Source organism: Paraburkholderia fungorum (assembly GCF_046026025.1).
Taxonomy (GTDB): Bacteria; Pseudomonadota; Gammaproteobacteria; order Burkholderiales; family Burkholderiaceae; genus Paraburkholderia; species Paraburkholderia fungorum_E.
Genome location: NZ_JAQQFL010000013.1, coordinates 146,665 through 160,701, shown reverse-complemented (window position 1 = coordinate 160,701; position 14,037 = coordinate 146,665). Strand labels below are relative to the sequence as shown.

Below are 14,037 nucleotides of genomic sequence, written 5' to 3'. Positions count from 1 at the left end.
TGGCTAGAATGCATTGTCTTTCCGATTGGACAGGCAAATACTCGGGTCCATAACCACTCTGCGGAGGTAACAATGAAGAAAGTGTCCCTGGCGATCCTGATTTCCCTCGGTGCCGTAACGGGTGCAGCCTATGCGCAGGACAACGGCGTCATGATGAGTACCGATCCGGCCAAGGCCGCTGACGTCGAGCAACGCGCGCAAGAGTTGCAAAACCGCCAGCAAGCAATGGAAAGCGCACCGGCTATGCCGGCCAAACATCACAAGATGGCCCCCCATCATCACAAGAAGGCCGCCAAGGCCGACGCCGCCAGCTCGTAAGCGCGGTTATCAGTCGCGGTTATCAGTCGCGGTTATCAGCCGCGGTTGTCAGCATCATCCGCGGCGTTGCCGCGAAGATGAAAAGCCGAAGCCGGCAGCGCCGGTTTCGGCTTTTTTGTTGTCTAATGAACTTGCTGCCGGCCCGCTGCGTCGCGCTGACGTTATGCTAAAGTCGCGCACCGACCGGCGCCCGCCGGAATCCCCCTAACCTGTGCGCACCTTGGTGCGGAGGACAGCATGAGCAACATTCAGCTAGATATCGAATGGACTGAAGCAGCATCTCGCAAAATCGAAAAACTGATGCCGCGTGGCGGTCAGGAAGCGTTCCTCGCGCTGCCGCCCGTCGAATGCCTGCCGATGGAAGGCGACGTGCTGTTTCTTGGCCCGGACGGCAAGCAGCAACCGTTCATCGTCGCGGAGCGCCAGTATCACCACGATGGCGACGCGGACTGGACCATCATTCTGATCCTCGACGTGCCGCAAGCCACGCACTAAAGATAAGCAGCGAGCGCCGTCCAGGCCCGATCCGGGCTGGCAGCTCGCTCGCCGTTGTCCGGTCTTTCTCTACCTTCGTTGTTCGCCTCGTGAGCGCTCAAGCGATCTTCGACGCGACCCGAATTTCCGCGTGTTCGATCCAATCCGCCGCGGCTTTCTTGTAAGCCGCAATGTGCGCGGACCCGGCATGCGCCGCCAACGCCTCCTGGCTTGCCCAACGCTCGACAAACACGAACCGGCGCGGCTCCTGCACGTCACGGTGCAGATCGTATTGAAGCGCACCCGGTTCCTTGCGCGTCGGCCCGACGATGCCTTCCAGCGCTTCGCGCAGTTGCTCTTCATAGCCCGGTTTTGCCACCGAGATTGCGACCACCGCGATTTCAGCCATGCCTGCCCTCCGTTGTTTCACGAAAAGCAGCAGCATACCCGCCACCCGCCAAACCTGCAGGCGGCCGCGCGCGCTGCGGGCAGGCGCACGCGGCAGCGGCTGGCTCACCTTGATGCAAGGCAAGCCGCGTATGCGAAACGTCTGAGCACCGTCCTTGCCTGGAGTTTGGCGGGCGGCCACTTACCGCCCTGCTACCCTCGGCTTCATACGCGTGATTGATTGCATTTGAAAGGATCGATCTTGCGCAAGGCGAAGGCGAGCGAAGCTCCCGCGAAACGCCCACGGCGCCACGGTCAACTGCCGCGCCACGGCCGGTCTGCCGGGCACCCGGCTACATCACGCGTCTGTGATAACCCGCACATTCATGCAAAGTGCGAACTGATAGACTGATTTTGACAAATCCCGCCGGAGTCCAGCATGGCTGGCATTGCTCTCCGCGTTCCCGGGCTGTACCCACCTTGCCCTACCGACGCCTGGGCTGTGCCCCCGTTGCGCGCTGAATCTGTTCGCGCGCCCTGTCACCCGCTCACCGCGATGTCGCCATGGCCGCTCTCATGCCCGCCCTTATGCCCGCACTTATGCCAACCGTCAGCGAATTGACCCTGCGCGGCCTGCTCCCGCATCTGATCCGGGACGAGTCCGGCTGGACCGCGACATGGCGCGCGCTAACCCTGCATAGCGTGTTCCAGCCGGTACTGTCCGTCACGCATCAGTGTGTGGTCGGCTATGAGGGCCTGCTGCGCGCGTTCGATCCCGTCGGCCTGCCGGTATCGCCAGAAGTGCTGTTTTCCGGCACGCGCTCGGCCGCCGATGCACGCGAACTCGATCGCATCGCGCGTTGCCTGCATGTGGCGAATTTCATGGAGCAAGGCATCAGCACAGGATGGCTGTTTCTGAATACGCGCCCCCAGGTGTTCGAAACCGGCTGGCCGCAGCGTACCTTCATCGACGAGCTCTCGGCGCACTTCGGCCTGCCGCAGGAGCGCATCGTGATCGAAGTACTTGAACAACCCGCCGACGATGAATCCGCCGTCGCCAGCATGCTCGCCGCGTCGCAGCCACGCGATTTTCTGATTGCGATCGACGACTTCGGCACGGGTTTTTCGAACTTCGACCGCGTATGGCGCTTTCGCCCCGATATCGTCAAGCTCGACCGTTCACTGGTCGCACGGGCGGGCAAGCGTGAAGGCGACGATTCGATGATCAGCCACCTGATCGCGATGCTCCATCAGTCCGGCACGCTGGTACTCGCCGAAGGCGTCGAAACCGACGAAGAGCTGATGATCCTGATGCAGGCCGATGTCGATTTCGTGCAGGGTTTCCGGCTCGGCCAGCCGCAGAGCTCAGTGCAGGCCGCATGTGCCGGAGTGCCGGCGCTGATCGAGTCGATGTGGACCCAGTTCGCCGCCTACGAACACGCCCACGCCGGCCACCAGCGGCTCGGCTTCGAAGGATTCGCCGAAGCCGTGCTTGCCGCAGCCGACGCCTTCAAAGCCAGCGGCGATCTGCAGCAGGCGGCACAAAAAATCTGGCATCTGCGCGAGGCGCGGCGGGTGTTCATCACCGACGGTCAAGGCGAACAGACCCAGGCGTCGATCGCGGCCGCCTCGGTGCCGCCCCCGCCGTCGCGGCTCGCGCCGCTCTACACCGATACCCGCAGCAACTGGTCGCGGCGGGCCTATTTCAAGCATGCGCTCGCCGCTCCCGGGCGCGTCGCGATGATGGGTCCGCACTATTCGCTCGCGGACGGCCAGGATTGCTATACGGCGGCGATTGCGTTCGAGCGTGACGGCACCCATGTGCTGTGCGTCGACTTTGTGCCGACGACGTCGGCGGCCGATAAGCGTTCTGGCGGACGCGGAGGCAAACGCTGAGCCTCGCTGCGGGTTGCACTTCAGGCAGCACTTCGGATTGCGCTACGGGTTAGCAATCGGCAACCTGCGTCTCGCCGGCTCTGCCTTTAGAGCCGGTAACTCCCTTTAGCCGTTTCAAGCTCTAGCCGTTTCAATCCGCTTCAAGCCGCTTCAATCCTCTACCCGCCCGCGGCCGGACTTAACCTCGCTGCGCTTCGCTTTGCTGTCGAGGCGACGCCGATTCGAAGCGCGCGTCGGCCGGGTCGCAACGCGCGGCTTGCGCGTCACGCTGACGCTTTCAATCAGTTCATCGAGCCGCGCCAGCGCTGCCGCGCGGTTCATCTCCTGAGTGCGATGCTCCTGCGCCTTGATGATCACCACCCCGTCGCGCGTAAGCCGATGATCGGACAGAGCGAGCAGGCGCATCTTCAGCACGTCCGGCAACGACGACGCCTGTACGTCGAAACGCAGATGGATGGCACTGGAGACCTTATTGACGTTCTGACCGCCCGCTCCTTGCGCGCGCACTGCGGTCAATTCGATTTCATTCGGTGGGATCGGATAGCGGGATGTCATGACTGGATTGGGCTAGGAGATGCAAGTGTACACAGCGCGCGGCGATTACCGACGACGGGCTATCAGGCGCGGTCGCCGATGCGAAAAACCATTTGCATCGAGACAGTCAGTTCGTTGATACTGCGGTTTTCGCTTACAGCGTAAATTTATATGAAACTCCGTCCGGGTTTTGTGCTGGAACTGGTCGTCAACTTTCTGCTGCCATGGCTGGCTTACCGCTTCTCGCTACCGCACCTGGGCGAGACCGGCGCCCTGATCGCCTCCGCCGTGCCACCGATCGTCTGGAGCCTGATCGAACTGGTGCGCTTCCGGCGCGTCGACGCGCTCAGCGTGATGGTCGTGGCAGGCATCGTGCTGTCGGTCGCGGCAATGGCGCTGGGCGGCAGCCCTCGCATGCTGTTGCTGCGGGAGTCGCTGGTGTCCGGCGCGGTGGGCGTGGTGTTTCTGCTCTCGTTGCCACTGCGCCGTCCACTGATCTTCTATCTGGCGCGCGCCACCGTCGCCCGCGAAATGGAAGGCGGTGCCGAGCGCTTCGAAATGTTGTGGCGCGAGCGCCCGGCTCTCGTCAGTGCAATGCGGTTCATGACGCTGGTATGGGGCATCGGCCTGACCGGTGAAACAGCGCTGCGCGCATGGATGGCGCTCACCTGGCCGATCGAGCGCTTCCTGGTGATCTCGCCGTTCATTGGCTATGCCATATACGGCGGCCTGGCCCTTTGGACGGTGTGGTACCGCAAGACCATGCGCAACCGCGCCGAGGCGCACACGCAACCGGACGGGGTCGCGAGCTGAGCACGGCCTCGGCCGCTTCACGCTACCGTGCAATGCGCCACGCCTGCGCAATTCGCGCGGCGAGACCCGAATCACGCTGCGTCGGTGTCGCGATTGCCTGCGCCAGCACGGCGCGTGCACCGATCACCTCCACCCGCTCACGTGCGCGGGTAATCGCCGTGTACACGAGTTCGCGCGACAACACGCGGCTGAACACCGACGGCAGCATCAACACCGCATGCTGGAACTCCGAGCCTTGCGATTTGTGAACCGTGAGCGCGAATGCCGTGTCGTGCGGCGGCAGTGCTGCCGGCGACACGGCTCGCAGACCACCGTCACCCGTGCGGAAATACACGCGCAATGCGCCGCCCGCGCCCGGCAGCGCAATGCCGATGTCGCCGTTGAACAGACCCAGCGCGTAATCGTTGCGCGTGACCATAACGGGACGCCCGGCGAACCACTGCGCGCCCACCGCCAACGTCACGCCCGCCGAGCGCCGCACCTGAGCGGCCATCGCGGCGTTCACCTGATCGACGCCGCGCGGCCCCGAACGCGTCGCGCAGAGAATTCGGAAACGGTTCAGCGCATCGAAGAGCGGCAATGGGTCCGGTGTATCGGCGGTTAGCGCTTCTGCAAGCGCCTGCGCGTACGCCGCAAAACCGGCGGCAAGGCGCGTGACGGTGCGATCGGCAAGCGTCGCATGCGTGTCTTCGTACAACGCCGCCGCGCAGGGCTCGGCAGGGTCGATGCGTAGCGCTTCGAGCGCCACGCCGGCCGAGCCGTTCCGAATCGCCAGCGACAAACGGCCGATCGGCGATTCGAGGCCGAATCGATAGTTGCGTTCGAGCCAGACGACGCAGTCGGCGAGCGGGTTTTGAGCTGGCGCAGGGGATAGTGAGCCTGAGGCCAGCGCCGATCGCGAAGCCGAAGCCGAAGCCGATGGTCTTCCGCCAGTCGGCTCAGGACTATTTGCAAAGAGATCGTCGCCGGGTAGTTCATTGAAGGCACCCTGCGCGTCGGCGTCGGCGTCGGCGTCGGCGAACAAGTCATCGGGAGGCGCATCAAAAACGTCCGGCGCACCTTCGTAGGCAACAAGCCCGTCATGCCCGTCGTCAAAGCCGCTCGATGCGCCCGGCAGCGCTCGCGACAACCGCGCCACCTCAATGCCAAGCGCCCCGGCGATCCGCTGCAGTCCATTTTGCGTAAAAGCAGGCCGCGCACTGAGCTCGGCAAACACCGCACCGGCCTCGACGGCAGCGAGTTGATCCTTGTCGCCCAGCATCACGAGACGCGTTTGCGGTGCAATGGCGTCGAGCAGATGCGCCGCCATCGCGACGTCGATCATCGACGCCTCGTCGATCACGACGACGTCGTAAGGCAGCGGGTTTTCGCGATGATGCCGGAAGCGGCCCCCCGGCCCGGAACCGAGCAGCCGATGCAAGGTGTACGACGTCTGCGGCAAGCGCGCCGCGAGTTCGGGCGGTAAATCGCCGGCACGCGCGAGCAAGGCTTCCTGCATCCGTTGCGCGGCCTTGCCGGTGGGCGCCGCCAATGCGATTCGCAGATCGGCCCGCGCATCCAGCAAACACGCAAGCACGCCGACCACGGTAGTCGTCTTGCCAGTGCCCGGGCCGCCGCTGACAATGGTCAATCGCCCGGACAGCGCCATGACGGCCGCGACACGTTGCCAATCGACCTCGTCGTCCTGCGGCGCGCCGAAATAGCGAAGCAGACGTTCGTGCAACGCTTGAACGGTCGCGTCCGCGCCTGCACTGGCACCTGCATTTGCACCCGCGCGTGAAGCCCCGCCAGCGCCAGCATTTCCACCTTCACCGGCAGCTGCCCGCGTATCTGGAGCGCCACCTGCATCTGCACCTGCGCTCGCGCGCGCGCCGGTATCGGCCGCAGTCCGCGTACGCCCAGGAGCCCGCACATCTTCCACCTGCCCCCCGCCCGCATGCATAACCAGCGAGCGCGCGAGACGCCGCTCGTAGTCGTAATAGCGCGCCAGATACAGCCGTCCTTGCCCGTCGATCACCAGCGGCCGCAACGCCGCCGCGCTTTGCGTGCCGTCGCTAGCCATGCCGCTTGCGAACAGCGCCGCGCGCACTTGTGCGCTCGACGCATCGAAGCGGCGCGCCAGCACGGCAAGCGGCAGGCATACGTGCCCTTCGGCGGTCGCGCGGCTCGCGGCGAAGGCGGCCCGCGCCGCCCACTTCACTGCCTCGCCCGACGCGCCGCCGCGCCGCGCCAGCGTACCGATGCGGCGCGCGAAGCCTTCGGCAAGCGCGGTGCTGAAATCTGCCGGCGCGGGCAGATTCACCCCAATGTCATCGAGCTCCGGCAGCGCGGAAGAGTCCCGCTCGAACGTGCTCATGCGGCACCTCCGATCATTGCCGCGTCGAGCAGCGCCACCAGTTCGAATGCGGGGCGCCGCATATGCACGCCGGCCGGCCCATCGGCATCGCGCCACGATGGACGAACGCCGCGCACGAACAGATAGAGATAGCCGCCAATGTGCGTGTCGTATGCGTAGTCGCGCACCCGCGTTTTCAGATAACGATGCAGCGCCACCGTATAGAGCAATGCCTGCAGGTGATACGCGTGGCTCGCCATCGCCGCTTCGAGCGGCGCTGCGGAGTAGTCGGCGGTGGTGTCGCCCAGATGGTTCGACTTCCAGTCGACAATCCAGAAGCGCCCGTCGTGCTCAACGATCATGTCGATAAATCCTTTGACGAAACCGCGCAACACGCCGGGCTCCAGCGCCACGTCGGGATAGCCGTATTCGATCAGCAGTTCGCGCAGCGCAGGAAAATCGAGCGAAGGCGCGGCAAACAGAAATTCGAGTTCGTTCAGACGCCGCTGCGGATTCAGGTTGGCAAGCGCCATGCCGGGCACAAGCTCGGTGCTCACCACGTCCGCAATCAGTCGATGCATCATGGCCGGCAACCGCACCGCGAGTTCGGGCACAGCCGGCGCCGGGCGCTCGCGCAAGGCGCCCCGGATCGCCTCGGGCCACGTCTGCGGATCGGTGAAATCCGCGAGTTCGAACATGCGGTGCAGACACTCGCCCGCCGCCGCGCCGCGTGGAAACGCGAGAATGTCGTCCTCCGCGCAGGACGGTGCTTGCGGCACCGGCAACGGCGCGTGCAACGGCGCAGGCGCAAGCGCATCGACGATCTCGTCGTGATCGGGACGCACTTCTTCCGCAGCAACATGCCTCTCCTCGGCTTTGCTGCCGGCGGCAATCAAGCCGCTGAAGCTCGCCATGCGCCATTGATCGCGCAACGGCCGCCGATTGGCGCGCGCCTGCATTCGCGCGCCGCTCTCCTGGAGGCTTTCCAACGGTACGCGGCGCTCCACTTTCGGCAATGCCTGCAACGTGATCGGGCCACCCGCCAACGCGTGCCATCGTTCGGACAAGGCGGCTTCGTCGGGCGGATCGGTGAGCCAATCGTCAAAGCTGTGACCGTTGCCGCCCACCAGCCAGTTCAGCACGCTGCGGCGAGACTCCTTGGTGGAACGCGACGAAAGATAAGTCCCGGCAACCAGATAGCAGCGATACACCGCGCGCGTCAGCGCCACATAGACGAGCCGCGCCCGTTCCGCCGCCTGCTCGCGCGCCGCGTCACGCGATGCGCGTTCGGCCTCTTCGTCATCGCAACCGTAGTGCAGCACTGCGCCGCCCGTTTCGTCGTGATACTCGCGCGCATCGGGCAAGCCGGAGGATGGCGGCTCACGCAGCGCACCGTCGTTCAGAAACGGGCAGAACACGACCGCATATTCCAGCCCTTTCGATTTGTGGACGGTGACGATCTGCACGAGATTGCGATCCGACTCGAGTCGCAACTGCGCGTCTTCGCCACCGCCTTGCGTGCGTTGCGCGGCGAGCCAGCGCAAGGTCGGCGCGATGCCGGGTTGCATGGCGGCGCGCGCCTGCACGAGCTCGGCCAGATGATTCACGTTGGTCAGGCGGCGCTCGCCGTCCGCTCCGGCCACCAGCCGTTGTGCGACTCGCAACTCGCGCATCAGCGTGCGCCACATCAAGGCGAAGCCGCGCTCGTGCCACAGCGTGCGATAGCGTGAGAAACGTTCGACCCAACCCATCGCGTCCGCGGTATGCGCAGGGTCGTCGGTCGGCGCCGGCGCGTCGGCGACCTGCTCGAGGCGCCACAGCGCAGCGGCGTCGAGACCCAGCCAATCAGTGGCGAGCGCGGCGCGCAAGCGGCGCAGATCGCCCGGCGTATCGACCGCGGCCAGCACGCGTTCGATCTGCTCGGCGTCCAGCGTCGCGAACACCGAAGCCTGCGCCAGTTCCACGCTGCCGACGCCCCACGACGCCAGCACACGCTTGATCAGACTGCCCTGCTTGTGCGTTTGCACGAGCACCGCGATATTGCCCGGCGCGAGCGGCGCGTCGCCGATCGTCACCGCCCCTTCGCGTGCACCGCGCAGGAGCCGCACAATCTCGGCGGCGCAGGCTTCGCTCGCCGCGCGCTGCGCTTCGCGTTTGGTCAGCGCCGCGTCGCCTTGCGGCAGAGTCCAGATGCGGAAGTCGCCCGCGCCTGCATTCGGTTCGGAGAACGGCGGACGACGCCGCTCGCCGGCCCGCACCGGCTGATAGCCGAGACCGTCCAGCACGAACGCCTGAGGATTCGCTTCGAATAGCCGGTTGCAGGCCTCGACGATCGGCGCGGTCGAACGCTGATTGACCGCCAGCGTGTAGCACGCCGAAGCGGCCTCGCGCGCCGCCAGATAGGTATGCAGATCCGCCGCGCGGAAACTGTAGATCGCCTGCTTCGGATCGCCGACCAGAAACAGCGGGCCGGCCGGCGCGAAGATGCGGCTGAAGATCGCAAATTGCAACGGATCGGTATCCTGAAACTCGTCGATCAGCGCGGCCGGATAACGCGTGCGCAAAGCATCGGCAAGCCAGGGATTGGCCGCGAGCGCGCGATACAGATTGGACAGCAGGTCGTCGAACGACACCACCCTGCGCGTGCGTTTGCGTGCCACCAGTTCGGCGGGCGCGTAGTCGAGCCAGGTCTCGATAAGCGAAAGCCAGCGTGCGCGTTGTGCTGCTTCGGCCGCGATCACGGCTGCGGCCAGCGCCTCGGCATGCTCGAAGAACGGATGCTCGGGCGGTTCGAACTTGACCTTGGTGGCCTTCTTCAACGCCGACACGGTCAGCTTCAAGGCCGCCTTCGGCGGTGGCGCATGGCAATCGCCCTGGGCGAAGTATTCGGTCCACGCGGCGATGGCGGCGCTCACGAGATCGGGTTTGTGCGAAGTCTTGCTCAGACGGTCTTGCGCTTCGCCAAGCAGACTAACGATTCCGTCGCGCTCCGCCTGCCAGACCGCGCACGCAGCATCGAAACGCGCCTGCGGATCGGCATCGTTTCCACCTGCGTCGAGCTTGCCCCAGCGTAGCTGCGCCAACGGCTTCTTCAACCGCCGCGCAAGTTGCTCGTCGAGCGACGCGGGACCGGCGCGTTTGGCCACGAGCCATGCCGCGAAAGCAGGATGCGCGTAGGCCACCGGTTCCACTTGCTCACGCCAGAAATCGGCCGCCATTTCGAAACGCAACGCAGCGTCGTCGGCTTCCATTTCGAACGCGAACGGCATGGCGGCGGCGAACGGCGCTTCCTGCAAGGCGCGCTGACAGAACGCGTGAATGGTGTGAATCGCGGCCTGATCGAACGTGCGCAATGCACGGCGCACGACCTTCAATGCACTCTCGCGATCGATGCCTCGCTCCGGCGCCAGCGTCGTTTCAAAGAGACGCTGGATGAACGGATCGCCGCCGTCGTCGTCCGTATCGATAGCGCGGTCCAGTTCCGCGAGCCGCCCGCGAATCCGCTCGTGCAACTCCGCGGTCGCCGCCTTCGTGAAGGTCACGACCAGAATCTGATCGGCGTTCAGGTTCTTTTCGAGCAGCAGCCGCACGTACAACGCGCAGATGTTCCAGGTCTTGCCGGTTCCCGCCGACGCCTCGATCTGGTTGACACCCTCGAGCGAACAGGCAAAGACGTCGAGCTCCTGCGCGACCAGCGCGTGATGGTGAGCGACGCCGCTCATGATGCGCTCCGCAGATGCTGAACGAGCGGTTTGAAGACGATCGAGGCCAGACTGCCGAACGGTTCGTCGAGCGTCAGTGGCGTGCCGCGCAGCGCGATGCGCAAGGCGGGGTCGTCGGACTCGCCGCGCACACGATCATTGATCCACACGCCCTGTGCCGCCGAATCGCTCTCACTGACCTTGACCCATGCGCTCTTCGGGAAAAAGCGCAGCGGCAGCATGCGCCCGGCCCTGAACAACGCGGCAAGCGGCGCCAGTTCGTCGAGCGGTGCAGCGACCGGCGTGAGCTCAAAGCTCTCGCCGCTGCCATGCCAGACCGTGCGGCGTGGGCCGTTCGGCTGCGCCGCGCAATAGACCAGATGCGCGAGCCACACCGACAGATAGTCACGTGCAGTGGGTTTGGCGTAGCGGAAAATCACTTGTCCTGTTTCGGTCAGCAAATTCAAGGTGCCATGCAGTTGCAGCGGTGTTTCGGCCGCTTTGCGCAGCGCCGCGTCGTGAGGTCCGAAGAGCGTATCGGCGATCTCAGCACGTTCGGGCCAGCGCGGCGCGATATCGAGCACGAACGGCAAGCGCTCGACACCCGAGGCGACTTCACGGCGCACGCTGTCGGCGAGTTGGCGAAGCGCGCCGAGTTCGCGCGAACGCCATACCGCACCGGTCGCGCCGCCCGGCAGTTCGGGACTGGCCGCGGCAACGCGGCGCACGCGCTCGAACATGCCGTCTTCGTCTTCGATATCGCTGTCTAGCAGTACGGGCAGGAGCCGCTCCGCCAACGCATCCCGGCCGGCCCAATCGAGTTCGAACGGCTCGGTGTCGAGCAACTCGCCCTGCGCGTCCGACAACACGATACCCAGGCGATCGCGCAACAAGGCACGTGCAGGATGACGCCAGAAACGCACGAACTCGTCGAATGCAACGGAAACGGTGTCTTCGGCGGGCAGCGGTTGATCGAAGAAAGGCGCGGCCGCCGGATGCTGCGGCGCGGCCAGCAAACTCGCGAGTTCCGCGCGATCCACGTCGTAAGTGAAGAGATCGCGCTGCGACGAGAAATAGTCCGATGCGAACGCCTGCAGCGGGTGGTCGATGATGAACGCATGCCGTGCGGCTTCGATTTCCGCGGGACTCGCCCCTTCGCCTGCCGACACTTGCCCGAGGTGGTCGAGCAATTCGTCGACCAGCGCGGCCGGCGGCAACGGCGCGTTGTCGCGAATGCTGCGGCCGGTATAGGCGATGAACAGCCGGTCGCGCGCAGCCAGCAGCAGATCGAGGAACAGATTGCGTTCGTCGTCGCGGCGCTGGCGGTCGCCTGCTTTACCGAACGCGGCCATCAGGTCGAATTCGTCCGCGCGGGCGAGACTCGGCAACACGCCGTCGTCCATGCCGAGCAGACAGACGATGCGATAGGGCAAGCCGCGCAAGCTGGTCAGCGAAGAAAACGTCACGCTCCCCCAGGGCACGCCACCGCGCGCAGGATCGTCGAGCGCCTCGGTGAGCGCGCCGCGCACCACGGTAGCCGGCAGCATGATGTCTTGCGCACCCGCTTGCATCGCTTCGCCCATCTTGTCGATGGCGTCGCGCACCGCCGCCATCGAATCGGCAAATTCCACGCCGCCGTCGAAACACTGCGCGAGCGTTTCGAGCAGCAATTGCGTCCATTCGGCAGGTGTCTGCTCGAGCGCGCAGTGCTGCGCGAAGCTTTCGATATCGTCGACAAAATGTGACAGGCGGCCAAGAAGCTCGGCCTGCGACCCGTCCGCGCCTTCAACGGGCAACCAGGCATCGACCGGTTCGCCGCCATCCGGCATCGCGTAGCCGAGGTAGAGCCGGGTCAGCGCATCGGCAAACGTATGGCGCGCGACCGGCACATGCTCGCCCGTCGGCTCGCCAGGCACGAGGCCGCGCCGCGCACCGGCTGCCGCGAGCCACTCCTGCGCGGTTTCGAGCGCACCGGCATCGATCCCGTAACGCGCGGCGATCGCATCGACCCGCAACCATTCGATCAGATCCGGCGCGCCCACGCTACGCTCGGGCAAGGCCAGCCAGTCCAGTAGCAAACGCGCGACCGGATTCGCCTGCGAGGGCGGCAAGCCGGTAATCCGGTAGGGAATGCGGCGCGTATCGCCAGGAGGCGCAGTGCCGAACACCGCATCGATCAATGGTCCGGCGGCCGCGAGATCGGACACGGCAACCAGCACGTCGGAGGGCTGCAAATCGTCGAACTCGTCGAACCACCCAAGCAGGCGATCATGCAGCACTTCAAGCTGGCGCGAGAGGCTATGACATACGTGGACTTCAATGCCGTTCTCGATGGGCAATTCGTCGGTGCCCGCGTCTGTGCCCGTTTCCGCCCGTAGATCGAGGATGCCGTTCTGCACGGCGGCAAGCCAGCTCGGTTCGGGATTCTCGGTGAATTCGCCAGTCTCGCCGGACGCGGCGCTCTCGGTCAATTCGTGCAGCATGTGCAGCTGCGCCTGCGTCTGACGACCCCACTCGGCGAGGAGCGGATGACCCACTTCCTGATAATCGAGCTGGCCCGCCGCATCGAGCGCTTCGACGCGGCCCGCGCTGACCACGTCGAACCAGAACTCGCGGCATGGGTTCAACACGTACAGCCGCACGTCGACCCAGCGCGATAGCGCGCGCAGCAATGCGACGTGCAGCGGCGGCATGGTGGGCAGCGCGAACACGCTGACCGCTTCGGGCCACCGCGCGTTCGAGATGGCTTCCAGATCGAGCGTGCCGATTTCCTCGAGAAAGCGATAAGCGGGCGGCAAGGCGGCTGCGGGCGTTTGCGCGTTGCCCGCCACTTCGGCGAGCACGGCGCGCCACAGTGCCGCTTGCCAACGCTCGTCCTCACGCGCCGCCTCGCTCGCGCCGACAAGACGCGGGCCGGTGTCTGCCGCGGCGCCGCTCGCGAAGATCGAACCGCCCTTCTGCCATTGCAGCAGCCATTCCGGACGATAAGTCAGATAGTGGTCGAGTACGGTGGCCACACGGCGCGCCAGTTCATAGCGCATCGACGCATCCGCCGCATCGAGATAAGTACGCAGACGCGGCGAGGCGTTCCAGGGCAAGGCTTCATCCGCTTCTCCCAGTAACCGGTAGCAGCGCCAGACAAGCCGGTCCGGCGCGAACGGCGAATGCCTGGGCACCTCGATTACGCCGCCGATTTGCGCCCACAGCCATTGCGCGAGGTAAGCAAAATTGACATTCGCGCAGATTCCCTGGCGCGCCGCAATGTCGAGCTCGAGCCGGCGCCGCACCGCCGCGCTAGGGACGATCACAGGCTGCGCGCTCCAGGGGTCGGACGGCGCTTGCGCCAGGTCGTCGAGCAGCGCGCCGACAAGGGTTTCGTAGCGGTTCGAGTAGAAGAGTTGGAGCATGGATTCCGGGGAAGCAGGCGGCGCGAGCGGAACGCCCAGGCCACGACAGATACTGAAGCGACAGCATAACAAACGCGCTCCCAGGGCAGAACCTGGCCGAACGGACGAGGTCTGATCGGGCACAAAATCAGTTAGACTCGACGGCAGTTCGGGTCTGCCCCGGGTCGGCCCG

At 65.4% G+C, this 14,037-nt stretch carries 9 protein-coding genes; 4 read left to right on the top strand and 5 right to left on the bottom strand.

Annotated features, from left to right (window positions below):
* Positions 1 to 72: 72 nt before the first annotated feature.
* Both PQR67_RS16715 and PQR67_RS16710 read left to right on the top strand, forming a co-directional pair.
* The gene (locus PQR67_RS16715) at positions 73 to 318 is read left to right on the top strand and encodes a hypothetical protein (RefSeq protein WP_028199747.1); all 246 of its coding nucleotides are present in this window, start codon (positions 73 to 75) and stop codon (positions 316 to 318) included.
* Positions 319 to 555: 237 nt separating this feature from the next.
* Positions 556 to 813, top strand: coding sequence for a hypothetical protein (locus PQR67_RS16710; protein ID WP_007182306.1), 258 nt, complete (start codon positions 556 to 558; stop codon positions 811 to 813).
* A gap of 97 nt (positions 814 to 910) precedes the next feature.
* Here PQR67_RS16710 and PQR67_RS16705 read toward each other — a convergent pair whose 3' ends face one another.
* The gene (locus tag PQR67_RS16705; protein ID WP_408461185.1) at positions 911 to 1,201 is read right to left on the bottom strand and encodes a putative quinol monooxygenase; all 291 of its coding nucleotides are present in this window, start codon (positions 1,199 to 1,201) and stop codon (positions 911 to 913) included.
* A gap of 578 nt (positions 1,202 to 1,779) precedes the next feature.
* Between PQR67_RS16705 and PQR67_RS16700 the strand changes: the two genes are divergently transcribed.
* Positions 1,780 to 3,075 (top strand): sensor domain-containing phosphodiesterase, encoded by a 1,296-nt coding sequence (locus PQR67_RS16700; RefSeq protein ID WP_408461183.1) that lies wholly within the window; start codon positions 1,780 to 1,782, stop codon positions 3,073 to 3,075.
* A gap of 150 nt (positions 3,076 to 3,225) precedes the next feature.
* Here the strand turns inward: PQR67_RS16700 and arfB are convergent, their stop codons facing one another.
* Positions 3,226 to 3,630: an alternative ribosome rescue aminoacyl-tRNA hydrolase ArfB gene (gene arfB, locus PQR67_RS16695; protein WP_408461180.1), complete on the bottom strand. Its 405-nt coding sequence runs from the start codon at positions 3,628 to 3,630 to the stop codon at positions 3,226 to 3,228.
* 150 nt (positions 3,631 to 3,780) lie between these two features.
* Between arfB and PQR67_RS16690 the strand changes: the two genes are divergently transcribed.
* Positions 3,781 to 4,422, top strand: a complete 642-nt coding sequence (locus PQR67_RS16690; protein WP_408461177.1) for a VC0807 family protein — start codon at positions 3,781 to 3,783, stop codon at positions 4,420 to 4,422.
* Between the two features lie 22 nt (positions 4,423 to 4,444).
* Here the strand turns inward: PQR67_RS16690 and PQR67_RS16685 are convergent, their stop codons facing one another.
* From PQR67_RS16685 to recC, 3 genes are read right to left on the bottom strand one after another with little or no spacing between them, the layout of a single operon-like run.
* Positions 4,445 to 6,778 (bottom strand): AAA family ATPase, encoded by a 2,334-nt coding sequence (locus PQR67_RS16685; protein ID WP_408461174.1) that lies wholly within the window; start codon positions 6,776 to 6,778, stop codon positions 4,445 to 4,447.
* On the bottom strand, positions 6,775 to 10,479 hold the full coding sequence (gene recB, locus PQR67_RS16680; RefSeq protein ID WP_408461171.1) for an exodeoxyribonuclease V subunit beta: 3,705 nt from the start codon (positions 10,477 to 10,479) through the stop codon (positions 6,775 to 6,777). The genes PQR67_RS16685 and recB overlap by 4 nt, the downstream gene beginning before the upstream one ends.
* On the bottom strand, positions 10,476 to 13,865 hold the full coding sequence (gene recC / locus PQR67_RS16675) for an exodeoxyribonuclease V subunit gamma (RefSeq protein ID WP_408461168.1): 3,390 nt from the start codon (positions 13,863 to 13,865) through the stop codon (positions 10,476 to 10,478). The genes recB and recC overlap by 4 nt, the downstream gene beginning before the upstream one ends.
* Between the last annotated feature and the right edge of the window lie 172 nt (positions 13,866 to 14,037).